We start from the raw sequence: 24,922 nt of genomic DNA, 5'->3' as shown, positions 1-24,922 counted from the left end.
AGGATACTTTATGCTGAAAGATAAACCGGTCATTTCAAATCAACACGGCGCATTAGTGATGGCATTCGTTCCGTTTTTATATGCCGGTTTTAAAAGCGGATTTAGTCCGCTTCATTTTTGGTTGGCGTTTTCTTGGCTGTTCCTCTATTTATTCTCTTATCCTTTCCTTTCCTTATTTAGTAAAAAACCGACCGCACGTAATAAAAAATGGGCAATCGTTTATTTTGTCCTCAGTCTTGGTTTCGCACTGCCGGTGATTATCAATAAACCGGATATTTTGCAATTTTTACCGATTATTTTACCGCTTGGATTAGTACAAACTTATTATGCGAAGAAAAAAAACGAACGCCATTTGAATAATGATATTGCCGGCATTGTTACTTTCGGTGTGATCGGTATGGCAAGCGGTTATTTAGTTAGCTCGGAATATGACTGGGCGATTTTGATTCATCCGACGCTTTTCTTTATTGCCACTACTTTTTATGTAAAAAGTATGGTGCGAGAGAGAAGAAATCCGTTATTTATGGAGCTAAGCCTCGGCTTACATTTATTGCTGGCGGTGATTTATTGGTTTTTAGGTGATAAATGGCTTTATTTTGCTTATCTGATCGGATTTATACGAGCCGCATTAGTGCCAAGTTTCGGCTTAAATGTAAAGCAAATCGGTATGTTAGAATTTGTTACCGTATTTATTTTCTTTATTTGTTTGATTTACTCGCCGTAAAAATAAAAAGTCCGTAACCGTTTAAGGCTACGGACTTTTCTCATTAATAATCCAAATCGTCTTTATAAAGCTGATAATCGGCTTTTAAGGCTTCGATTAATTCGACGAAATCGTCCGGTAGCGGTGCGTGCCATTCCATCAATTCGCCGGTAATCGGGTGTTCTAAGCGCAGCATGGTTGCGTGTAACGCTTGGCGTTGGAAACCGCGTAACACCGCTAAAAATTCTTCGCTCGCCCCCTTTGGCGGACGAGGACGACCGCCATACAGTTGATCACCTAATAACGGGTGAGCAATATGCGCCATATGTACGCGAATTTGGTGAGTACGTCCGGTTTCCAAGCGTAAGCGTAGGCGAGTATAGTTACGGAAACGCTCCATTATACGATAATGAGTTACCGCCGGCTTACCCATCGGGTGTACCGCCATTGCGGTGCGTTTGGTCGGATGGCGTGCCATCGGCTCGTCCACTTTACCGCCTTGCGTCATTACCCCGCTTGCCACCGCTTCATATTCACGGGTAATACGACGTTTTTGGAGTGCGGTGACTAAATGGGTTTGCGCCGGAATATTTTTTGCTACCACCATTAAACCGGTCGTGTCTTTATCCAAACGGTGTACGATACCGGCACGAGGTACTTCGGCAATCGGCGGGTAGTAATGCAATAACGCATTCAGCACCGTACCGTCCGGATTCCCTGCCCCGGGGTGGACAACCAGATCTTTCGGTTTATTAATTACGATAATATCATCGTCTTCATACACGATATTTAGCGGAATGTCTTGCGGCTCGAAACGAATTTCTTCTTCGATTTCCGCTTGAATTTCGACTTGCTCGCCGCCGAAAACTTTTTCACGCGCTTTATTTACAACTATACCGTTTACTTTTACTAAATCGCTCTCAATCCACACTTTTATTCTAGAACGAGAATAGTCGGGAAAAAGCTGAGCGAGGGCTTGGTCAAGACGACAGCCTAATAAGTCGGCGGTGACTTCCGCCGTTAATGTCATTTGTTGAGTCATTAAATATAAATTCCAAAATTTGTTTGTTGCTTATTTAGCGAGGTTCTATAAAATAAGGCATATCTGTATGAACTTAGCAAAGTGCCATCGGTCAAACGAAACTATTGTACATTAACTTTTCATTGCACACACTTTTTTATAGGTAAAATCATATGCGTAAATTTACTTCTCTTGCTTCTCTCGTATTGGCAGGACTTTTAGTTGTAGGTTGTTCAAGTGCGAATAAAGAATTAGAAGAAACGTCGGCACAAGATCTCTACACCAAAGGTCAAACCTATTTGCAAGACGGCGATTATAATTCTGCAATTCGTTATTTGGATGCAATTGGGGCTAAAGGCGGACAAGGTACGTTCGGTGAACAAACGCAATTAAGTTTAATTTTCGCAAATTATAAAATCGGCGAGTATTATAAGGCGTTGGATGCGGCGGAACGTTTCGTACGCGCCTATCCGAACAGTGCAAGTATGGATTATGTTTATTATTTGGCGGGTTTAAGCAATGCGCGTTTAGGCGATAATTTTATTCAAGATTTCTTCGGCGTTAATCGTGCTTCTCGCGCATTAGACAGTGTGCGTAACGCATACGGTAGCTTCCAAACTATCGTGCAACATTATCCGCAAAGCCAATATGCACGTGATGCGCAAAATTGGATGGCGTATTTAATTAATCGTATGGCGGAGCATGAATTGTCCATCGTAAAATTCTACGATGAGCGAGAGGCTTATGTAGCGGTGGTAAACCGAGTAGAAGAAATGATGCGTTTTTATCCGGAAAGTAAACCGACCTATCAAGCGCTTTCTTATATGCAAAAAGCCTATGAACAAATGGGCGTGAAAGATTCGGCGGAGAAAGTCGCGGCATTAATCGAAGCGAATAAAGATAAAAACTTCCCTGAAGCGATTAAGCCTGAATATAGCGAACAATTCTAAGCAAGCGGTTGATTTTTATAAAAGTTTTGCAATTTTAGGGGCGTTATTTTTGAATAATGCCCCTTTCCCATTTCATAAATAAGACGAAAATATGCGAATTTTAGGTATTGAAACTTCCTGTGACGAAACGGGAGTGGCAATTTATGATGAAGAGAAAGGCTTGGTGGCAAACCAACTTTATAGCCAAATCGAAATGCATGCGGATTACGGCGGCGTCGTGCCGGAGTTGGCTTCACGTGATCATATCCGTAAAACGTTACCGCTGATTCAAGAAGCGTTAAAAGAAGCGAATTTAACTGCAGCCGATATTGACGGTGTGGTTTATACCGCAGGTCCGGGCTTAGTCGGAGCGTTATTAGTCGGCTCGACAATCGCCCGTTCGCTCGCCTATGCGTGGAACGTGCCCGCACTCGGCGTACACCATATGGAAGGACATTTAATGGCGCCGATGTTGGAAGATAACCCGCCGGCGTTTCCGTTTGTGGCGTTATTGATTTCGGGCGGACATACCCAGCTTGTTAAAGTGGAGGGCGTAGGGCAGTATGAAATTTTAGGCGAATCGATTGACGATGCCGCCGGCGAAGCCTTTGATAAAACCGGCAAATTACTCGGATTGGATTATCCGGCGGGCGTGGCGGTTTCGCAGTTGGCTGAGAAAGGTACGCCGAATCGTTTTGTATTTCCTCGTCCGATGACGGACAGACCGGGGCTGGATTTCAGCTTTTCCGGCTTAAAGACCTTTGCCGCTAATACGATTAATGCCAATTTAGACGAGAACGGGCGGCTGGACGAACAAACTCGCTGTGATATTGCTCACGCTTTCCAACAAGCGGTGGTGGACACGATTATCATCAAATGTAAGCGAGCTTTACAGCAAACCGGCTATAAACGTCTTGTGATGGCGGGCGGTGTAAGTGCTAACAAGCAATTACGTACCGATTTGGCGGAGATGATGAAAAATTTAAAAGGCGAGGTTTATTACCCTCGTCCGCAATTTTGTACCGATAACGGTGCAATGATTGCTTATACCGGGTTTTTACGCTTAAAAAACGGTGAAACCAGCGATTTAAGCATCAGCGTAAAACCTCGGTGGAATATGACCGAACTTCCTGATATTTCAACGACAGGCGGTTAGATGTAAAAAATTTTGCTTTATTTTCTAAGGATGGAATCTTATGCAAAGTATGGAATTGCGCAACTATGTTATTAGTCTAAAAAATAATTCACAACGTCGAAATCATATGATGTCGGAATTTGCTAAACAGCATATTCCTTTTGTGTTTTTCGATGCAATTACGCCCGATTTAATTGAGCGAAAAGCAAAAGAATTCGGTATTGATATTACGACAAGCCCTTTGACCAAAGGGGAAATCGCTTGCGCGTTAAGTCATATTGCGTTGTGGCGTTTGGCGCAAGAGCAAGGCTTAGATTATATCGCCATTTTTGAAGGCGACATTTACTTGGGCGAAAATGCGTAAGCATTGCTTCAACCGTATTATTTGCCGAAAGATATGGACATATTGAAGCTGGAGCAGCATTTTTATCGCGCCGATATGTCGATTTTTCCCAGATTGACTTATTTAGGCAGAAAATTTTATAAATTGAAATCGAAACATGTCGGTGCGGCCGGTTATATCGTTTCCCGAAAAGGTATCGATTATATTTTAGAGCAACTTAATACGTATCATTTATCGATACTGATTGATGATCTGATTTTTGAAGCGTTATTAAAAAATGAAGACTATCTTGTGTTACAGATGAATCCGGCGGTTTGTATTCAAGATTTCATTTTAAATAAAGATACGAATTTTAAGAGTGCTTTAAAAGACGAACGAGATATTCGCTGTACAAAGAAAATTGGCAAGCAAAAACTCACTCCTTTGAAAAAACTGATTAAAGAATTAAAAAGACCTTTTTTACAACTTAAGAGAAAGAAAATTTATTTTAAATAGAGGACCTTATGAACGTAGCGGAATTCCATCAAAAAGTTGAACAAGTGTGGCAACAAATCGAAGAAAAAATTGATGACGAAGGTTTAAGTATCGATACCGAGATTCAAGGTGCGGTATGTACTTTGACTTTTGATGACGAATCGCAGATTATCATCAATAAACAAGAAGCGATGTTAGAGTTATGGCTTGCCAGCAAATTAGGCGGCTTCCATTTCGCTTTCCGTGACGGCAAATGGGTTACCGCAGAAGGGCGTTCGTTCTGGACGCATCTGGAAGAAGCTTTTGCACGTCACGGCGAACAAATCAGTTTTTAATCAATAAGCGGTCGCTTTTGCAAAATATTTTGCAAATTTGATCGCTTGTCTAGTCTTTTTTTAGCTTATCTTATCGGAACTATAATGCAATTATCTCAAACCGCCGCCAAAGACGTATTGAATAATGTCTTCGGTTATCAATCTTTTCGTCACGGACAACAAGAAGTGATCGATTCGGTTCTGGCGGGTAGAGATTGTTTAGTCATTATGACCACCGGCGGCGGTAAGTCGCTTTGTTACCAAGTACCGGCGCTTTGCTTAGACGGCATTACGCTAGTGATTTCTCCGCTGATTTCTTTGATGAAAGATCAGGTTGATCAGTTGCTTACCAATGGTATCGAAGCCGGCTTTTTAAATTCCACGCAAACTTTTGAAGAACAACAGCTTGTCGAACAGAAAGCACTTTCCGGTCAGTTGAAATTACTTTATCTCTCGCCGGAAAAAGTAATGACTCAAGGCTTTTTCCATTTTATTTCGTTATGCAAAATTAGCCTGATTGCAGTCGATGAAGCGCATTGCGTTTCGCAATGGGGGCATGATTTCCGTCCGGAATACACTTTATTAGGCAATTTGCGTGATACCTTTCCGAATGTGCCGCTGATGGCATTAACGGCAACGGCAGATCCTACGACTCGCCACGATATTCTGCAGCACCTGCGCTTAACCGATCCGCATACCTATTTAGGCAGTTTTGATCGCCCGAATATTCGCTATACGGTACAAGAAAAATTTAAGCCAGTGGAACAGTTGGCAAAATTCATCAGTAAACAGCAGGGCAAGAGCGGTATCGTTTATTGCAATAGCCGTAAAAAAGTGGAAGAAATTACCGAAAAATTGGCGTCACGTAAAATTTCAGTAATGGGTTACCACGCCGGTATGTCGGTTCAGCAACGTGAAACGGTTCAAAATGCGTTTCAGCGAGATAATATTCAAGTTGTGGTGGCTACTATTGCTTTCGGGATGGGGATTAATAAATCAAACGTGCGTTTTGTGGTGCATTTCGATTTGCCACGCAGTATCGAATCCTACTATCAAGAAACCGGGCGTGCCGGACGTGATGATTTACCATCTGAAGCGGTGTTATTTTATGATCCCGCCGATTATGCGTGGTTACAGAAAGTATTATTGGAAGAGCCGGAAAGCGAACAGCGCGATATAAAGCAACATAAATTACAAGCCATCGGTGCTTTTGCCGAATCGCAAACCTGCCGCCGTTTAGTGCTATTGAATTATTTCGGCGAATCACGCCAAGAACCCTGTAAAAACTGTGATATTTGCTTAGATCCGCCTCGTAAATATGACGGTACGTTAGATGCGCAAAAAGTGATGTCGGTTATTTACCGTACCGGTCAAACTTTTGGCGCACACCATGTGATTGGCGTATTACGAGGGTTAAATAACCAAAAAATTCGCCAGTTTAATCATGATCAGCTTTCGGTGTACGGTATCGGTAAAGAGCAGAGCCAAGATTATTGGTTAAGTATTATTCGTCAATTAATTCATTTGGGTTTAATTCGTCAAAATATCGTGAACCATTCGGCATTACAGCTGACGGAAGAAGCTCGTCCGGTGCTGCGTTCGGAGAAAAAACTTGAATTGGCAATGCCTCGCTTAACCTTCTCGGCAACGGCTTATGTACAGAAACAGAGTTCGGTTCGTTACGATAAAGACTTATTTGCTCGCCTGCGTTTTCTACGTAAACAAATTGCCGATAAAGAAAATATCCCGCCTTATGTGGTATTCAACGATGCGACTTTGCAGGAAATGGCGGAATTTTTACCGCTTAGCGAAGTGGAAATGTTGGATATTAATGGGGTCGGAGAACGTAAACTGGAACGTTTCGGCGGTGCGTTTTTAAGCCTGATTCGAGAGCATTGTAATAATCGCCAATAAACGGACAAGCGGTTAAATTTTGTTAAAAATTAGCGAAATTTAACCGCTTGTTTGGTGATTAGCCTAGCCATTTTTCCACTAATTCGGTATTGGTTTCTTTATGAACCCACATACTGCCTAATTCCGGTTGCGGGAATTTGGTGTGGTTATAGCCGACAAATTGGCTAAAATCGAAAGCGGCGTGCGGATAACCGTTTAACAATAAAAAGGCTTGATAGCCGTTTTCCGACCAACAGATCTCTAAACGGCGCGGTTCCGCTAACGTCTTCTCGTCAATATCGGCTTTACTGTACACAAATAGGCTGTCCACTACCGGATTTTCTGCCTGATGTAAGTCCATGGCATAAAAATAACCGGTTTCGCCGTCATCTTCAAACATCACGACTAATTGCTCGTGTTGTGTCGAATGTGCGCCGTTACGATAACCTTGACCGATAAGTAATTGATCGGTTAAAACAGAATATAACATTAGTTTTCCTTATTTAATCGAATTGAGTTTGCCAGTGTTTACTTTGGTATGCTTCAAAGCATAAAGCGATTTGCTCGCGAGTATTTTTTTCTTGAGCAAGAAACGGAAGATCTTTCAGAGAAAAGTATTGTGAAGCAATCGTTTCGCTATTTTCTACAAATTCGCCGCCAAGTAATTCACACATCACAAAGGTTTTTAGAACGCTATAAGGATAATTAGGATCATTACGGCGATGTTGATTATGAATTGCGATGATAAAATGTGTTTTTACAGTTAAACCGGCTTCTTCTTTTACTTCTTTTATCGTATTGGACTGAATGGTTTCCAACACATCAACCCAGCCTCCGGGTAATGCCCAACGACCGTCATTTTCTTGTACCAGTAGAATTTGCCCGCTTTTAAAAATCGCGGCTCTCGTGTCAATTTTGGGTGTTTGATAACCTTCTTCATTGCAAAAAAGCAATTTGATTTTCTCAACGGGAATATCTGTTTTGCAGCTTAGCATCTCGGCGGAAATGTCACGTAAACGCTCGTAACGTTCACGATCATAAATGCCTGTGGTATAAGTCAGCCCGTTTTGTGCAATGCTTTGAATTTCAATCGCCCATTTTAGCCAAGGCTCGGAAAGGAGAACTTCTTGCATAAGGAATACCAAGTAAAAATTACAAAAACGCCACAGAAATTTCTGTGGCATTTATTACTTACGAATCAAATAAGATTACGCTTGACCTTTAACTTCTTTTAAACCGTTAAACGGTGCAGGCGTACCAGCTGCCGCTAATGCTTCTTCGATACGAATTAATTGGTTGTATTTAGCAACACGGTCTGAACGGCTCATAGAACCTGTTTTGATTTGACCTGCAGCCGTACCAACCGCTAAATCCGCGATAGTCGCATCTTCAGTTTCACCAGAACGGTGTGAGATAACTGCGGTATAACCGGCATCTTTAGCCATTTTGATTGCCGCTAAAGTTTCGGTTAATGAACCGATTTGGTTGAATTTGATTAAGATTGAGTTTGCGATACCTTTTTCGATACCTTCTTTTAAGATTTTGGTGTTAGTTACGAATAAGTCGTCACCAACTAATTGGATTTTACCGCCTAAAACTTTAGTTTGATATGCAAAACCTTCCCAGTCGGATTCGTCTTGACCGTCTTCAATCGATTTGATTGGGTATTCGTTGCATAAACCTTCTAAGTAGTGAGTAAATTCTTGAGAAGTGAAAGATTTACCTTCACCTTTCATTTCGTATAAACCGTTTTCTTTGTTATAGAACTCAGAAGATGCGCAGTCCATCGCTAAAGTTACGTCTTTACCTAAAACATAACCCGCTTTTTCAACCGCTTCTTTGATACATGCTAACGCATCTGCGTTTGATGCTAAGTTAGGTGCAAAACCACCTTCGTCACCCACAGCAGTATTTAAACCTTTAGATTTTAATACTTTCGCTAAGTTGTGGAATACTTCCGCACCGATACGAAGCGCTTCTTTTAATGTTGATGCGCCAACCGGTTGAATCATAAATTCTTGGATATCAACGTTATTGTCAGCGTGTTCACCACCGTTGATGATGTTCATCATCGGTAACGGCATTGAATATACGCCCGGCGTACCGTTTAATTCAGCGATATAAGCATATAACGGTAAGCCTTTAGATGCCGCCGCCGCTTTAGCGGTTGCTAAAGAAACCGCTAAGATTGCGTTTGCACCGAATTTAGATTTATTGTCCGTGCCGTCTAAATCGATCATGATTTGGTCGATTTCAGCTTGAGCGGAACCGTCTTTGCCTAAGATAGCTTGTGCGATTTCGTTGTTTACCGCTGAAACAGCTTTTAATACGCCTTTACCTAAGAAACGTGATTTATCACCGTCACGTAATTCTAATGCTTCACGTGAACCGGTAGATGCGCCAGATGGAGCGGCCGCTAAACCGACGAAACCACCTTCTAAGTGAACTTCCGCTTCAACAGTTGGGTTACCACGTGAGTCGATGATTTCACGACCGATTACTTTAACGATTTTAGCCATTGTTAATATCCTCTAATTGAGAGTTAATAAAAAAAAGAATAGTGATATAGTAAAGATATTTTACGCTTTTGTCTTGTAGAAAAGTGATTTAGCTCACAAAATCTAGCACTTCTTTGATCGAATACGGATAAATGAAACTAAAGCGGTTTAATTATACCGAGATTTTACTAAAAATATAAACTTCTACCCATATCGGGCTATAAAAAGTTACGATTTTTTCACTAAAAACGTCAGCACTTCATAATGTGAAGTATGCGGAAACATATCGAATAATTGCACCTTTTGGAGTGAATAATTGCTTAAGGCTTCAAAATCTTGCGCCATTGTTCGGGCATTACAGCTTGAATAAATTAAATAAGGTGTACCCAATTGGTTTAAAAACTCCGCAAGCGGTTTTCCAATACCACGGCGAGGCGGGTTCACTATCACAAGATCCGGTGTTGCACTTTTCTCGTTTAGCGCAAATTGTGCCGAGTCAAGCGAAGCGAATGTAATATTTTTAAGTTGTAATTGCTCGGCGGATTTCGTGGCACTGGCAATCGCCGAGGCGGAAATCTCAATACCGGTTAATTGAACATTCTCATTCTTCTCTTGTAATGCTTTGGCACAATGTAAACCAAAGCCACCCACACCACAGAACAGATCCCAAAATTGCTGAATCGGTAAATCTTTGATCCAGTTTTGCGCTGTGGCATAAAGCCGACTTGCCACATTCGGATTGGTTTGAAAAAAGCCTTGCGGGCGAATAAATAACGGGATATCGTTGAAATTTTCTTCAATCGTAGTTTTTTCGGTGAGGAAGATTTCGGTTTCGCCCTCTAAAATTGCCGCGTGTTGCGGCTGAATATTCAGGCTTACCACCGAATCTTTCGGCAGTTTGGCTAACAGATTCGGTAATTCGCGTTCAACAAGCGGTCGTTTTTGCTCGCTTTTTAGCACAAAACGCAACATAACCGATTGGTTATATCGGCTTTGCGTAAGCAAAATATACTTCAATTCGCCTTTCTTTTTCGAAATGTTATAAGGCACGAGTCCCGCTCGAGCGATAAAGTCTTTTAGAATCGGGAAAATCGCTTCGAATTCAGTCGGATAGATCGGACAATCACACAGGTCAATGCCACTTTGCGGATCGGTTTGATCTTTTAAAATGCCTAAAATCGGACGCTCGACACTGCCGGATACCACCATTTTCGCTTTATTACGAAACTGTTTTTGTGACGATTGGACAGGCGGTAAGATTTCGGTGAAATTTTGCAAAATAAAAGGCGAAATTAACCGCTTAAGATCGATTTCTTTATCGGTAAGTTGCGTAGCATACGGCTTTTCTAACCATTGGCACGAAACGCAATTTTGTTGTTGAAAATGCGGGCAGTTTAATATCATTTTGTTAAAAGAATCGAGGTATTTTTAGTGGTTTGTTAGGGCATAAATATAATTTATACCCTAAAAAGATAAATGGCTGATTAGCAGTGCTGCGCTTTATATTCAAGCCAGTCGTTTTGTAATGCGGTTAAACGTTGCTGCGCTTGCTGATAACGAGGACTCGCTTCAAGCTCGTTCCAACGTACCGTTTTACGTTTCATCAAGGAGATATGGCGTTCGGTTTGCGTTTTAGTCGGTTGATATTTTAAACCGTCTAATACTTGGATAACTCCCTCCGGTTCATTACAGAGCAGCAGTAAATCACAACCGGCGTGAATCGCTTTCTCAGAACGTTCTACAAAATTACCCATAAAACCGGCGCCTTTCATACCTAAATCATCGGAAAAAATCACGCCGTTAAAGTTAAGTTGGTTACGTAAAACTTGTTTTAACCAATATTCCGATCCGCTTGCCGGTTGGCTGTCACATTGCGTATAAATTACGTGAGCCGGCATAATCGCGGACAGTTTACCTTTTGAAATAAGTTGTTTAAACGGCAGAATATCACGGTTGAAAATCGCCTCTTTCGGACGATCATCAAAAGGCGTTTCTAAATGAGAGTCGGCTAATACATGTCCATGACCGGGGAAATGTTTACCGGTGGTCGCCATACCCATTTCTCTCATACCGTCGATAAAGGCTTCGGCTATCGGTAGCATCGAATCCGGATTTTCACCGAACGAACGATCGCCAATCGCTTTGCACTGATGCCCTAAATCTAAGACCGGTGCAAAACTCAAGTCGATGTCTAAGGCAAACATTTCAGCCGCCATTAACCAACCGGTTTGTCGGGCTAAAGCGGTCGATTCTTGCGGGTTTTTTGCAAGGGTATGAAACGCTTGCATTGCCGGCAACTTAGTAAAGCCTTCACGGAAGCGTTGTACTCGACCGCCTTCTTGATCGACGGTAATCAATAACGGTTTTTTTACCCGTTGGCGAATCGATTTCACTAAGGCTTCCAATTGGACTTTATCGTGAAAATTACGGCTAAATAAAATTAAGCCGGATACGAGCGGATGTTCAAGAATTTCAACTTCTTCTTGGCTGAGTTCTTTATCTTTTATATCAATCAATAACATAATTTGTTGCGAGTGTAATTGCAAAGTTCGGCGCAAAATCGACCGCTTGTCATAAAATAAGGATGGACTATTTTACATTAAAAAAGCCCCTGATTTTCATCAAAGGCCGATTTATTACGCTTTAGCGTGTTTTGCTTGATTTTTACGCATCTTAATATTTAACAGCTCTACCACAACGGAGAAGCCCATTGCCGTGTAAACGGCGGATTTCGGAATATGGATATTGAAGCCTTCGCCGACTAACACCACACCGATTAAAATTAAGAAAGCCAATGCAAGGTTTTTGATGGTCGGGTTGTTATCCACGAAATCACCGATAGCTTTTGCCGCCAGCATCATTACTGCAACCGCAATAATAATTGCAATTACCATTACCGGAATATCGTCCGCCATTGCAACCGCTGTGATTACCGAGTCGAGAGAGAATACTACGTCAAAAATCGCGATTTGAACTAAAATCATTAAAAAGCTGGCTTTTTTCGCCGAGTCCTCTTTTTCTTCATGAGATTCACCTGCAATCGATTCTTTTAACTCCATGGCACTTTTCACTATCAGGAAAATACCGCCGAGTAAAAGAATTAAATCGCGACCGGAAATCGGCATCCCCGCGATGGAGAAAAGCGGATCGACCAATTTCATCATCCAAGCAAGGGAAAGCAATAACAGAATACGAGTACCCATTGCAAGTGCCAAACCGATAATACGGGCTGATTGACGTTGGTGAATCGGAAGACGTGAAACTAAAATACTGATAACGATAATGTTATCGATACCTAATACGATTTCAAGCCCGGTAAGGGTTAAGAGCGCGACCCACGCCTCGGGATTGGCAATCCAATCAAACATAAAATGTCCTTTTAAACAGAGAAAAATTTAATAGGTTACTACCTATAATTTAAAAGGCGCTAATATAGCGAGAGTCATGTAAAAATTAAAGAGGAGAACGTAAAAAATTCTGTAAAATTTCAGCGGTAAATTGTTTACGTAAATAAAAACCTAACGGTAACGATTGAACCCTTTCACCCTGTTGATTAACAGCTGCAGTGAGTGATCGACTATTCCTGCCTTTAGGGCGTAATTGCAGCACTTCGCCGAGCGTAGCATTAATTTCGTTTAAACGTCCGAAAATAATGTATTCCATCAATTCTTCCCAGTCATTTTTTAACTGCTGTTCTTGCTCACATGAAGGCTCCCATAAAATCGGCTGACCGATGTGGCGTTCGGCAACCGGAATATGTCTTTCTCCTTGTACCGGAATCCATAGCACTTTTTGTAATTTATGGCGAACATGAGAGGTTTGCCAAGTAATGCCGGTATTTTGGGTCAGCGGCGCTAAACTGACAAAAGTGGTTTCAAGCGGAAAACCTTTATGATTGATAGGGATGGTTTTCAGTTCAATGCCTAGATGAGCAAAGTCTTGTTCGGGCTTGCTGCCGGCTTTTGCACCTAAAGCCGTTTCGATTAATTGCCCGACCCAACCTTTATCACGACGCAAATCCAAAGGCACACCAATATTTAATTGATGTGCGATTTCACCCAGCGTAAAACCGGCAAGCCAGTTCGCTTTTTTAAGTAATTCGTCTTCGGAATGTGAAAAGGTGGAAAGTTGCATAAGCGTATGATAACGATTTAGGGGAACGCTTATCACGCATTTTCCCCGCAGTAGAGAATTTACATCCAAGCGTTATTGCGAATTACACCGACGGCGATTCCTTCAATTTCGATATATTCGATACGAGGATCGACAATAATCGGTTGTAACTCGTCATTTTCAGGATGAAGATAAATAAGATCGCCTTTTTTCTCCAAGCGTTTTACGGTCACTTCGTCATCAACGCGAGCGACGACGACTTGGCCGTTACGGGCAAAATTGGTTTTATGCACCGCAAGTAAGTCACCGTCTAAAATACCGATTTTTTCCATGGAGTTACCGTTTACTTTGAGCAAATAGTCGGCATTCGGATTAAACATCGCGCCGTTTACCGGATAATGACTTTCCACATGTTCAATCGCTATAATCGGCGTACCGGCAGCCACTTTGCCGATTAACGGTAAACCATCGTCATTTGCCGCAGTTTCTTCGTTATCGACTAAAATACGAATTCCGCGCGATGTACCGGAAAGCATTTCGATATAACCTTTACGCGCCAATGCTTTTAAGTGTTCTTCTGCCGCATTCGGCGATTTAAAACCGATTTCTCTTGCAATTTCAACACGAGTCGGCGGCATACCGGTGGTTTCTATGTGATGTTTAACAAAATCAAAAATTTCTTGCTGACGAGCCGTTAAGTGTTTACGTGACATTTTTTCCTCGCTGTCTTTATATACAGATTTTTTGTTATTATATACAGTAATTTTTTATTTGTAACTAGATAAATTCAGAAAATCCTCACAAATTTATGGTAAACTGCGGACGAAATACATTAGACGGCATAAACCATAACAATTAAGGATATTAAAATGTCTAGCCTCTTAAATTTTTATCGTAAAGTATTAAATGTTCCGCTTTCACTGTTAGTTAAATCTCGTGCTATCCCGACCGATCCGGTCAAAGAGCTTAACTTAAATTTGGAACAGCCCATTATTTATGTTCTACCTTACACTTCTCAAACCGATTTATTGATTCTCCAAAAAAACTGCTTGTCGCTTAATTTACCCGATCCGTTACAGAATAACGAATTAAACGGTCAATCTTTACCTCGTTATGTTTTCTTAGACGAGGGACGCCGCTTTTTTAAGTCTAAAGGTGCAAAGAGCGAAACGGAGTCCATCTTTTATCGTTATTTGGATTTACATCGCAATAATGAATCGTTGGACGTGCAATTGATACCGGCTTCGGTATTGTGGGGACGTTCTCCGGGGAAAGAATCCGAACCGCATTTACGCTTAATGAGCAGTTTCCAACGCATTATTTCGATGATTTGGTTCGGGCGTGATAATTTTGTGCGCTTTTCTCAGGCGTTGTCGTTGAAATATATGGTAGCGGAACACGGTGCCGATGAAGGCATCGCTCAAAAACTCGCACGAGTGGCAAAAATCCATTTTGCGAAGCAACGTTATTCCGCAATGGGGCCTAGATTGCCTGATCGTCAAGCGATGTTTAATAAAATTATTCAATCGCCGGCGATTAAAGCGGCAATAGAAGAAGAAGCGAAAACGAAGAAAATTTCAATTGAAAAAGCGCGCCAAGAAGCGGAAAAGATCGTGAATGAGATTGCGGCGGACGTTAGCCATGAGAGTTTACGCATTGCCGATCGCGTATTGAGCTGGTTATGGAATAAGTTGTACCAGGGGATCAACGTTCAAAACGGGGATCGCGTACGTAAATTGGCGTTAGAAGGACATGAAATCGTTTATGTACCTTGTCACCGTAGCCATATGGACTATTTATTGCTTTCGTATTTGCTTTATCATCAAGGATTGGTACCGCCGCATATCGCAGCGGGGATTAACCTGAATTTCTTTCCGGCAGGACCGATTTTCCGTAGCTGGGGCGCATTTTTTATTCGCCGTACTTTTAAAGGAAACCGCTTATATTCGACGATTTTCCGCGAATATTTGGCGGAGCTTTTCTATCGTGGCTATTCGGTGGAGTATTTTATCGAAGGCGGTCGTTCCCGTACCGGACGTTTACTTGAGCCGAAAACCGGTATGATGTCGATGACTTTACAAGCTCTGCAGCGCGGCTTAACCCGTCCGATTAGCATCGTGCCGGTGTATATCGGTTATGAACACGTGTTGGAAGTGGATACTTATGCGAAAGAGTTGCGCGGTGCGGAAAAAGAGAAAGAAAACGCCGGCTTAGTTTTACGCGTGATCAAGAAACTGAAAAACTTAGGACAATGCTATGTGAACTTTGCCGAGCCTATTCAGGTTAATAATTATTTAAATCAGCATTTTCCGGAATGGAAAGAATCTCAAGCTGAAGACAGTCGTCCGAAATGGTTGAATGAAGCGGTGGATTCGGTTGCACATCAAGTCATGATCAACATTAATAAAGCTGCGGCGATTAATGCGAAAAACTTAATCGGTTCTGTATTGCTTGCCTCTCGCCAACGTGCATTGGCTCGCGAACAATTGATCGAACAAGTCGATAGCTATTTACAGCTGTTTAAAAACGTCAGTTATTCCGACGATGCTATCGTACCGAACGATAACGCCGAAGAAATGCTTAATCATGTGCTGACTTTACCTCGTTCCGGTGTAATTAGTGAGAAAGACAGTTTCGGTGAAATGATTCGTCTGGATCGAGAATCGGCAGTCTTGATGACGTATTATCGTAATAATATTCAGCATCTATTCGTACTGCCTTCACTGGTCGCAAGCATTATTTTACATCATGAATCGGTCTCGAAAGATCTGATTATTAAAACGGTTAATCGTATTTATCCGTTCTTAAAAGCGGAGCTGTTTCTTCATTTTGAAGAGAACGATGTGCGAAACCAAGTGGAAGCGATTTTAACGGAATTCTCCGCACAACGTATCGTCAAATATGAGAGCGACGTATTACAAATTAATCGCGTACGCGTTCGAGCGTTACAACTGCATGCGGCGGGAGTACGTGAGATTCTGCAACGTTACTATATCAGCTTGAGTATTTTGCTTGAACATCCGGAAATTAGCCGTGCCGCATTGGAAAAAGAGAGCCGTTCTATCGCACAACGATTATCTATCTTACACGGTATTAATGCGCCGGAGTTTTTTGATAAAGCGCTGTTTTCAACCTTTAGCGCCAGTTTAAAAGCGCAAGGTTATTTTGATAGCGAAGGAAATTGCATACTTGAAAAAGCGAAAGAAGCGGAGGAAATATTACGTTCACTGATTTCGGTTGAAGTTCAACTGACCATTCAAGGGGCAATGGAAAAAGTGGAAGAAGTTGAAAATACTGAAACGGTAGTCAAAACAGCGGAAGCCGTAACGGAAAAGAACGAGTAAACTTTTAAATATCCGATACTTAAAAAGAACAAGCGGTAAGATTTTGCAAAATTTTTACAAAATCTTACCGCTTTATTATATAATCTGCGCAAACGTTTGCTTTAACTTTAGAGGAAGAAAAAATGACCACAATTGGCACACCATTAAGACCGAATGCGACGAAAGTAATGATGCTTGGCTCCGGTGAGTTAGGTAAAGAAGTTGTTATCGAATTACAACGCTTAGGAGTAGAAGTGATCGCGGTCGATCGCTATGAAAATGCACCGGCGCAGCAAGTGGCACATCGAGCTTATACGATCTCTATGTTAGATGGCGCAGCATTACGAGCATTAGTGGAAAAAGAAAAGCCGGATTTTATTGTGCCGGAAGTTGAAGCGATTGCAACGGCAACCTTGGTAGAGTTAGAGCAAGAAGGTTATAACGTGGTACCGACCGCCAAAGCAACCCAATTGACGATGAACCGCGAAGGAATTCGTCGTTTAGCGGCGGAAGAACTCGGTTTAAAAACATCGCCTTACCGTTTTGTAGATAATCTGGAAGATTTTAAACAAGCGGTTGCCGAGATTGGTATTCCGTGTGTGGTTAAACCGATTATGTCGTCATCCGGTCACGGGCAATCGGTGATTAAATCGGAAGATCAAATTCAACAAGCGTGGGATTATTCACAAGAAGGCGGACGTGCCGGCGGCGGACGAGTAATTGTGGAGGGCTTTATCAAATTCGATTATGAAATCACGCAATTAACCGTGCGTCACGTAAACGGTACTTCTTTCTTAGCACCAATCGGGCATCGCCAAGAAGACGGCGATTATCGTGAATCTTGGCAGCCGCAAGCGATGTCCGACCTAGCGTTAAAACGTGCGCAAGAAACCGCAGAGCGAATTACAACCGCATTAGGCGGACGTGGTATTTTCGGTGTGGAATTATTTGTGTGTGGTGATGAAATTATCTTTAATGAAGTTTCGCCTCGCCCGCATGATACGGGAATGGTCACCATGGCTTCGCAAGAGCTTTCTCAGTTTGCCTTACACGCTCGTGCGATTTTAGGTTTACCGATTCCGGAAATTTATCAAATTAGCCCGGCGGCTTCAAAAGCGATTGTAGTAGAAGGTAAATCAAACAATATGACTTTCGGTAATCTTGATAAAGTGTTGGAAGAAATCGGTACGAATATTCGTTTATTCGGCAAAGGCGAAGTAAACGGTCACCGTCGTTTAGGAGTTATCTTAGCTCGTGATGAAAATACCGAAAAAGCCTTAGCGAAAGCCGAACGTGCCTATGCGAAATTAGCGGTACAGCTTTAATCCCTTCTTTTTTATGAAAATACTAGTGGATAAACCGCTAGTATTTTTTATTCAATTCTTCTTATTAATTCACTTATTCTTCCTATTTCCTATTATTGATTTTAAATGTTTAGTTATAAATATATTTTTGATTTTTTTGTGATTTAGATCGCAAAGTTTTTCTTTAAGTTCATTATTATATTTTGAATATATTATAATTTTTCTATGATAAAGAATGAATCTGTTTTATAAGTGTTTATATTAAAGTGGTATGCATATGAAATTTATAGCTGCTGTTATTTTCTTTTTGTTCTCATCTAAAATTATTTATCCGAATATATCTTCTTATATTAATGAATACATCTTTGATATTTTATGTTTTCTAATGGTAATATTATTGTATTTTCTTTTTAGAAAGAAAGGTTAAATTTATAAGTTCGATAAATATTATAGGTAAGTATATGAAAATGTTTTTTACATCTTTCTTTTTCTTTATCTTCTTGAAAGAGTTTGTATATCCATATATTTCATTTAATATACATGAAATTGCTTTAGATATATGTTTCGGTAGTATTTTCTTTATTGTTATTTATCTTAGGACTAAACTAAAAAATAAGTGATTTATTAGTAAAGACGACAAAAAAGTTCTAAAGCTTATTGTAGGAATGGTTGCTCTAATATTATGTAGCTATTGTACAAACTGATTTATATATTTGCTACATAATACTAAGCGAAGATTTTAGACAGCAATATAGGTGAGTATATAGAAAAGGGTATTGATGATATAAAATCAATACCCTTTTTAGTATAAAATATAATAGATTTTGCTTTAGCTACTAGATCAGTATTTGCAAAAAAATCTGCAAATTCAACCGCTTGTTTTGTTATTCGAACTCCAGTTCTACGGCGTTTTCACCGAGTAGAGCTTTGAGTTGGTCGAGCATTTCATCTTTCGGGGTTACTCGCCATTCTATGCCGCTACGCAATAAGGCTCTGCCTTCAGGACTTTGGTAATAGAAATGTAACGGTAACGTCCCTTCTTTATTCGGTTCGATGATTTCTCGTAATTCTTTTACAAATTGCGGTGTGAGCTGTTCTTGGCTAACCGCTAAAGCAAGGCTTTTCGCATAGCGGCTACGAGCTTCATCTAACGTGGCGATTTCTCGCACTGACATTTTTAACCCGCCGCTAAAATCATCAAACTGCACTGAACCGGTTGCGATCACAATACGATCTTTCTCTAAAAGATGACCGTAAGTTTCTAGTGCTTCCGAAAATAGTGTCATATCTAATTTACCGGAACGATCTTCAATGGTCGCAATCCCAAGACGGCTACCTCGTTTGGTTACAGCAATACGTGAACCCATAATAATGCCGGCAACGGTGACCACTTGTCCACGGCGTGTTGGTTGCAGTTCATTTAGACGTACCGGTGCATAGTGCGATAACTCTTTTAAGAATCGTCCGATTGGGTGACCGCTTAAATATAAACCGAGTGTGGTGCGTTCACCTTCCAAAATGGTTTGTTCCGACCATTTCGGCGTATTTGCATAGGCATTTTGCACTTCTTCCGGCGTTTCAGTGAGTACGCCGAACATATCGCTTTGTCCGAGCGCTTCCATTTTGCTGTGTTGGTCAGAAGCTTTCAACGCATCTTCTAAATTTTTCATCAGTGCGGCACGATGCGGACCTAATTTATCGAAAGCACCCGACATAATTAAGCCTTCAAAGGTACGGCGATTGATTTTTTTCAAATCGACACGTGCGGTCAAATCAAATAAATCTTTGAAGATACCGTCTTTTTCACGGGCTTCTAAAATTGCTTCAACCGGACCTTCACCCACGCCTTTAATTGCGCCTAAGCCATAAACAATCTCGCCTTTTTCGTTCACTGAAAAACGGTGTTTACCACTGTTTACATCAGGCGGAACAACGGTTAAGCCCATATTGATACATTCGTCATAGAAGCCAACGATTTTGTCGGTATTATCCATCTCCGAAGTCATTACCGCCGCCATAAATTCAGCAGGGTAGTGTGCTTTCAGCCATAGTGTTTGGTAAGAAACCAAGGCATAAGCGGCAGAGTGCGACTTGTTAAAACCATAACCGGCGAATTTTTCCACCAAGTCAAAGATTTTCATCGCAAGATCGCCATCAACACCTTGCTTAATCGCCCCTTTTTCGAAGATTTCACGCTGCGCCGCCATTTCTTCCGGTTTTTTCTTACCCATTGCACGGCGTAATAAGTCCGCGCCGCCTAAGGTATAACCGGCAAGCACCTGTGCGATTTGCATTACCTGTTCTTGATAAACAATAACGCCGTAAGTCGGATCTAAAATCGGCTTAAGCGATTCGTGCTGATATTGTGCATCAGGATAAGAAACTTCCTCATGACCATGTTTACGGTCGATAAAGTTTTGTACCATGCCGGATTCAAGCGGACCGGGGCGGAATAATGCCACTAATGCGATAATATCCTCAAAACAATCGGGTTTCAGACGAGAAATCAGATCTTTCATTCCTCGTGACTCTAGCTGGAATACCGCTGTTGTTTTCGAAGCGAGTAATAGATCAAAGGATTTCTTATCGTCTAACGGAATACTTTCGATACGCACCGGTTCTTTGCCTTCTCGGGCTAAGCGTTGATTGATCATTTCCAACGCCCATTTAATAATGGTGAGCGTACGTAAGCCTAAGAAGTCGAATTTTACTAAACCGGCGTATTCCACATCGTTTTTATCGAAGTGAGTCACCGGATGAAGCCCTTCCGAATCACAATAAAGCGGAGAGAAATCGGTAATTGCCGTTGGAGCGATAACCACGCCACCGGCGTGTTTGCCGGCATTTCGGGTCACACCTTCCAGTTTACGTGCCATATCAATCAAGTCTTTCACTTCTTCATCGGCTTCGTAAAGTTCTGGCAGTTTCGGCTCGGCATCAAACGCTTTAGCCAAGGTCATACCCGGATCCGGCGGAATCAGTTTTGAGATTCGATCGACAAAATTATACGGATGACCAAGCACACGGCCTACATCCCGGATTACCGCTTTTGCCGCCATCGTACCGAAGGTAATGATCTGCGAAACTGCTTGGCGACCGTAAGTGTCGGCAACATGTTCAATCACACGATCTCGTCCGTCCATACAGAAATCGACATCGAAATCGGGCATTGAAACACGTTCCGGATTTAGGAAACGCTCAAAGAGCAGGTCGAAGGCAAGCGGGTCTAAATCGGTAATTTTTAACGCATACGCCACTAAAGAACCCGCACCGGAACCACGCCCCGGACCAACCGGAATATCGTTATCTTTCGACCACTGAATAAATTCCATTACGATTAGGAAGTAGCCGGGGAAGCCCATTTGGTTAATTACATCCAGTTCGACTTGCAAACGTTCATCATAAACGGACCGCTTGTTTTTGCGTTCTTCCGGATCAGGGAACAGAAATTCCAAACGTTCTTCCAAGCCTTCACGTGATTTTTTCACTAAAAAATCTTCGGTAGAAAGATCGCCGGTTGGGAAATTCGGTAAGAAATATTCGCCTAAACGTACGGTCACATTGCAACGCATTGCAATTTGTACCGTATTTTCGACCGCTTGCGGTAAATCGGCAAACAAGGCGCACATTTCTTGTTCGCTACGGAAATATTGTTGCGGTGAATATTTTTTCGGACGTTTCGGATCATCCAAGGTGTAACTGTCGTGGATTGCTACACGAATTTCGTGCGCATCAAAATCGTCCTCTTTCAAGAACACCACGTCATTAACCGCCACTAACGGTAATTGATGTTTTTGTGAAAAAGGCACCGCTTGCTGAATATAGCGTTCTTCATCCGCACGACCGGTGCGGCAGAGGGCAAGATAATAATGATTTGGGAAATATTGCTGATAAAAGCCGACTAACTCGTCCGCTTCCGCTTCATTTTCTTTGAGTAGAGCTTTTCCAACATCGCCGTTGCGTCCGCCGGAAAGCACAATAATGCCTTCATTTAACTCGGCAAGCCACGCTTTTTCGACTAACGGAAATTCAACATAACCTTGTTGATAAGCTTTTGAAAGTAAAAGAGTAATATTGTGATAACCGGTGTTGTTTTTGGCTAGTAAAGTCAGCTCAAAGAAATCTTCGCTGTCCGGTTCGGGACGCACGAAAATATCCGCACCGATAATCGGTTTTAATCCGGAACCTAACGCTTCGCCATAAAATTTCACCAATCCGCAAAAGTTGCTGAAATCGGTTAATGCCATTGCCACCATATTGTTGGCAACTGCCGCTTTGACTAACGGTTTTACTTTAGCCAAACCGTTAATCATAGAGAAATCACTATGAACTTTAAGATGAACGAAACGTTGTTGAGTCATTATGATATTACGATTGATATAGAAATAGAAACTTAACCTATGCCAGGTTATACAACTCAGCTTTTTGGAAACTGAAAGATATATGTAAAGAGAGCTACAGAGTGGCTCAGCTGGCTCGAAGAGCCTCATAACCACGTACGGCTCGTGCGTGGTAAAGCGGTTAATTTTTTGCAAAATTTTGCAGAAATTTAACCGCTTGTTATGTATTAATCACGTTTTTTGGTCAGTAGCCACCAAACGATACTTAAGCAAATTAAGCTTGGGATTAATGCACCGATAGCAACCGGTATCCACGAGAAGACGAGTGTCATATTACCAAATACGATGTTGGATACATAGAACACAAAGCCGGCGATGATACCGATAAACAATTTGGTTCCCATTGCACTACTACGCAGCGGTCCAAAGACAAACGAGATTGCAAGTAACATCATCACCGCCATTGAAATCGGCTGATACACTTTACGCCAAAACGCAATTTGGAAGCGTTTGGAATCTTGACCGGTTTCTTTCAAAAAGCCGACATAATCAGATAAACCCGAAATAGAAAGCGATTCCGGCTTGAGCGATACAATGCCTAATTTGCTTGGTGTAATTGTGGTTTGCCAATCTTTGTTGACTTCTTTCGCTTGTTGAATACTGTTATCGGCAAGCGAAGATGTTTGTACGCGTTGAAGCGTCCAATTTTCACCGTTAAAAACGGCATTATCCGCTTGAGTAACCGATTTTAAGGCTTTGTCTTCAAAATGATAAATCGACACATTATTCAATTTGCGCTCGTTTTCGATATGACGAATATAAATAAAGTCGTTGCCGTCTTTTGCCCAAAAGCCGCCTTTAGTCGATAACATTGAACCGCCGCTTTGTGCGATAGAACGCATATTTCGAGCATATTGCTCAGTTTGTGGGATTCCCCATTCGCTGACTAACATTGTAAAAACGATGAGCGGAATCGCGGTTTTCATTACCGCCAAGCCGATTCTAAAGCGAGAAAACCCGGAAGATTGCATTACAACCAATTCGCTACGGCTGGCAAGGTTTCCCAAGCCTAATAAACCGCCGATTAAGGCCACAACCGGAATAAACTCTTTAATATCGCTCGGTAGCATTAAAAGCGAGTAGTAAGTAGCGGTTAAAGCATCATAAGATCCTTTACCGACGTCTTTAAATTCCTCGACTAATTTGATGATAAACACCAAGCCGCTCGACATTAACAATACGGCAAAAATCATCGCAATAATGGTCTTGCCGATATAGCGTTCGAGAATATTCATACCAAATAAATTCATTTACGCCACCGCCTTATTACGACTGAAAGAATAACGAATCGCAGACATCCATTTTGTATCCCAGAAGTTCATCACCATTGCCAGTATAAAGAATGCAATCGACACTAACGGCATTAATAAGGTCGCATCTAATTTGCCTGACGCGCCGGAAGATTTGAGCGAGCTTTGTAATAAGAAATAGATTAAATACAGCAATACCGCCGGAATGACTTTAGCGAAACGACCTTGACGAGGGTTCACGCTACTCATCGGCACGGCTAATAATGCCATGAGGGGTACGGCTAAAATCAGTGCAAAGCGCCATTGTAGTTCCGCTTTTGCTTCATTTGATTGGTCGGCCATTAATTTATTGAAATCCGCACGTTGTACTAATTTTTCATTAGAATCGACATCTTGATAGCCGAGATAGGCTTGATAACTGTCGAAATGAGAAATTCTAAAGTCCGCTACGTTAGCCGTCCCCTCATAGCGCGTACTGTTTTCAAGCGTAAGAATTTGATCGCCGTTCGGCAAACCTTGTAGCTGACCGGATTCCGCCACCACAACGGAAGGACGATTTTTCTTCTGTTGATCCGGCTGGAATACATAAATATCATTTAATTTATTTTGCTCGTTATTAATATTTTCAATAAATAGCACATAACCGCCGGCGGTCATAAATTGCCCGGCCGACAATGCTGAAAAACGAGGGTTGGATTTCGCTTCCGCTAACATTTCACTTTGCTTGTTGATTGCCCAAGGTGTCAGCCAAAACACGTTATACACCGCTAATGCCGTGGTGAAAATAGACAGAAAAAACGCTACTTTGGTTAATAAACTTTTCCCGATACCGCAGGCTCGCATCACGGTAATTTCACTTTCGGCATAAAAACGCCCTAAGGTCAGCAATAATGCGACAAATAAGGAAAGCGGTAACATAAATTGAGCTAAAGCCGGCATCCCCAGCCCTAATAAACTCAGCACTAAGTCGGTCGGTACTTTTCCGCTGACGGCGGAATTCAGCACGGTGATCAACTGCTGGCTAAAAAACATTAGTAGCAGAATAAACAGAATAGCCAGTTGGCTTTTAAAAATTTCTTTCGTTAAGTATCGACTTAATATCACATTATATCTCTCATATTAGCCGCCGATTCAGCGGCGACTATCAAACAAAACCGGTTGCAAGCGGTTACATTGCAACGAAAATTTGCAAAATTTTTACCGAAAAAGACCGCTGTAAAGG

Annotated in this window: 19 protein-coding genes and 1 pseudogene; 8 read left to right on the top strand and 12 right to left on the bottom strand. The window is 41.7% G+C overall.

Going from position 1 to position 24,922, the window contains the following annotated elements; all coding sequences use genetic code 11:
* Positions 1-10 precede the first annotated feature (10 nt).
* A complete protein-coding gene (locus DRF63_RS06135) occupies positions 11-724 on the top strand; it encodes a YwiC-like family protein (protein ID WP_005598004.1) in 714 nt (237 codons plus the stop codon).
* A gap of 43 nt (positions 725-767) precedes the next feature.
* On the opposite strand, the gene rluD is transcribed toward DRF63_RS06135, so the two are convergent.
* Entirely contained in the window at positions 768-1,745 is a 978-nt protein-coding gene (gene rluD / locus DRF63_RS06130; RefSeq protein ID WP_005598003.1) for a 23S rRNA pseudouridine(1911/1915/1917) synthase RluD, read from the bottom strand.
* Positions 1,746-1,897: 152 nt separating this feature from the next.
* On the opposite strand from rluD, the gene DRF63_RS06125 reads away from it, so the two are divergent.
* The 5 genes and pseudogenes from DRF63_RS06125 (at position 1,898) to recQ (ending at position 6,833) form a co-directional block, all read left to right on the top strand.
* A complete protein-coding gene (locus tag DRF63_RS06125) occupies positions 1,898-2,674 on the top strand; it encodes an outer membrane protein assembly factor BamD (RefSeq protein WP_005598002.1) in 777 nt (258 codons plus the stop codon).
* Between the two features lie 91 nt (positions 2,675-2,765).
* Complete coding sequence (tsaD, locus tag DRF63_RS06120; RefSeq protein WP_005598001.1) at positions 2,766-3,809, top strand: tRNA (adenosine(37)-N6)-threonylcarbamoyltransferase complex transferase subunit TsaD; 1,044 nt, start codon at positions 2,766-2,768, stop codon at positions 3,807-3,809.
* Between the two features lie 40 nt (positions 3,810-3,849).
* Positions 3,850-4,626, top strand: a pseudogene (locus tag DRF63_RS11175) (glycosyltransferase family 25 protein).
* 8 nt (positions 4,627-4,634) lie between these two features.
* Positions 4,635-4,940: an iron donor protein CyaY gene (gene cyaY / locus DRF63_RS06105; protein WP_005597996.1), complete on the top strand. Its 306-nt coding sequence runs from the start codon at positions 4,635-4,637 to the stop codon at positions 4,938-4,940.
* 84 nt (positions 4,941-5,024) lie between these two features.
* The gene (gene recQ, locus DRF63_RS06100; RefSeq protein ID WP_005597995.1) at positions 5,025-6,833 is read left to right on the top strand and encodes an ATP-dependent DNA helicase RecQ; all 1,809 of its coding nucleotides are present in this window, start codon (positions 5,025-5,027) and stop codon (positions 6,831-6,833) included.
* Positions 6,834-6,891: 58 nt separating this feature from the next.
* On the opposite strand, the gene DRF63_RS06095 is transcribed toward recQ, so the two are convergent.
* The 8 genes from DRF63_RS06095 to lexA form a co-directional block, all read right to left on the bottom strand.
* On the bottom strand, positions 6,892-7,302 hold the full coding sequence (locus DRF63_RS06095; RefSeq protein WP_005597994.1) for a DUF2251 domain-containing protein: 411 nt from the start codon (positions 7,300-7,302) through the stop codon (positions 6,892-6,894).
* A 13-nt stretch (positions 7,303-7,315) separates the two neighbouring features.
* Positions 7,316-7,945, bottom strand: a complete 630-nt coding sequence (locus DRF63_RS06090; RefSeq protein ID WP_005597993.1) for an NUDIX hydrolase N-terminal domain-containing protein — start codon at positions 7,943-7,945, stop codon at positions 7,316-7,318.
* A gap of 75 nt (positions 7,946-8,020) precedes the next feature.
* Positions 8,021-9,331, bottom strand: a complete 1,311-nt coding sequence (eno, locus tag DRF63_RS06085) for a phosphopyruvate hydratase (protein WP_005597992.1) — start codon at positions 9,329-9,331, stop codon at positions 8,021-8,023.
* A gap of 207 nt (positions 9,332-9,538) precedes the next feature.
* Entirely contained in the window at positions 9,539-10,714 is a 1,176-nt protein-coding gene (gene rlmC, locus DRF63_RS06080) for a 23S rRNA (uracil(747)-C(5))-methyltransferase RlmC (protein WP_005597991.1), read from the bottom strand.
* 80 nt (positions 10,715-10,794) lie between these two features.
* On the bottom strand, positions 10,795-11,832 hold the full coding sequence (gene nagZ, locus DRF63_RS06075; RefSeq protein WP_043993299.1) for a beta-N-acetylhexosaminidase: 1,038 nt from the start codon (positions 11,830-11,832) through the stop codon (positions 10,795-10,797).
* A 114-nt stretch (positions 11,833-11,946) separates the two neighbouring features.
* Positions 11,947-12,678, bottom strand: a complete 732-nt coding sequence (locus tag DRF63_RS06070; protein ID WP_005597990.1) for a TerC family protein — start codon at positions 12,676-12,678, stop codon at positions 11,947-11,949.
* A gap of 85 nt (positions 12,679-12,763) precedes the next feature.
* Positions 12,764-13,444 carry a DNA mismatch repair endonuclease MutH gene (gene mutH / locus DRF63_RS06065; RefSeq protein WP_005597989.1) on the bottom strand — a complete coding sequence of 227 codons (681 nt, stop codon included), beginning with the start codon at positions 13,442-13,444 and terminating at the stop codon, positions 12,764-12,766.
* Positions 13,445-13,503: 59 nt separating this feature from the next.
* Complete coding sequence (lexA, locus tag DRF63_RS06060) at positions 13,504-14,136, bottom strand: transcriptional repressor LexA (RefSeq protein ID WP_005597987.1); 633 nt, start codon at positions 14,134-14,136, stop codon at positions 13,504-13,506.
* A 156-nt stretch (positions 14,137-14,292) separates the two neighbouring features.
* Here lexA and plsB point away from each other — a divergent pair, with 156 nt between their 5' ends.
* Both plsB and purT read left to right on the top strand, forming a co-directional pair.
* Positions 14,293-16,767: a glycerol-3-phosphate 1-O-acyltransferase PlsB gene (gene plsB / locus DRF63_RS06055; protein ID WP_005597985.1), complete on the top strand. Its 2,475-nt coding sequence runs from the start codon at positions 14,293-14,295 to the stop codon at positions 16,765-16,767.
* Positions 16,768-16,889: 122 nt separating this feature from the next.
* Positions 16,890-18,071 (top strand): formate-dependent phosphoribosylglycinamide formyltransferase, encoded by a 1,182-nt coding sequence (purT, locus tag DRF63_RS06050; protein WP_005597983.1) that lies wholly within the window; start codon positions 16,890-16,892, stop codon positions 18,069-18,071.
* Positions 18,072-18,934: 863 nt separating this feature from the next.
* On the opposite strand, the gene dnaE is transcribed toward purT, so the two are convergent.
* From dnaE to lptF, 3 genes are all read right to left on the bottom strand, one after another.
* Positions 18,935-22,411 carry a DNA polymerase III subunit alpha gene (dnaE, locus tag DRF63_RS06045; protein ID WP_005597981.1) on the bottom strand — a complete coding sequence of 1,159 codons (3,477 nt, stop codon included), beginning with the start codon at positions 22,409-22,411 and terminating at the stop codon, positions 18,935-18,937.
* A 206-nt stretch (positions 22,412-22,617) separates the two neighbouring features.
* A complete protein-coding gene (gene lptG, locus DRF63_RS06040) occupies positions 22,618-23,700 on the bottom strand; it encodes an LPS export ABC transporter permease LptG (RefSeq protein ID WP_005597980.1) in 1,083 nt (360 codons plus the stop codon).
* Positions 23,701-24,804: an LPS export ABC transporter permease LptF gene (lptF, locus tag DRF63_RS06035; protein WP_005619466.1), complete on the bottom strand. Its 1,104-nt coding sequence runs from the start codon at positions 24,802-24,804 to the stop codon at positions 23,701-23,703.
* Between the last annotated feature and the right edge of the window lie 118 nt (positions 24,805-24,922).

It is taken from the genome of Actinobacillus pleuropneumoniae (assembly GCF_003290385.1).
Classification (GTDB): domain Bacteria; phylum Pseudomonadota; class Gammaproteobacteria; order Enterobacterales; family Pasteurellaceae; genus Actinobacillus; species Actinobacillus lignieresii.
Note: the sequence above shows the minus strand (reverse complement) of the source record. Positions and strands in the feature narration are given on the sequence as shown.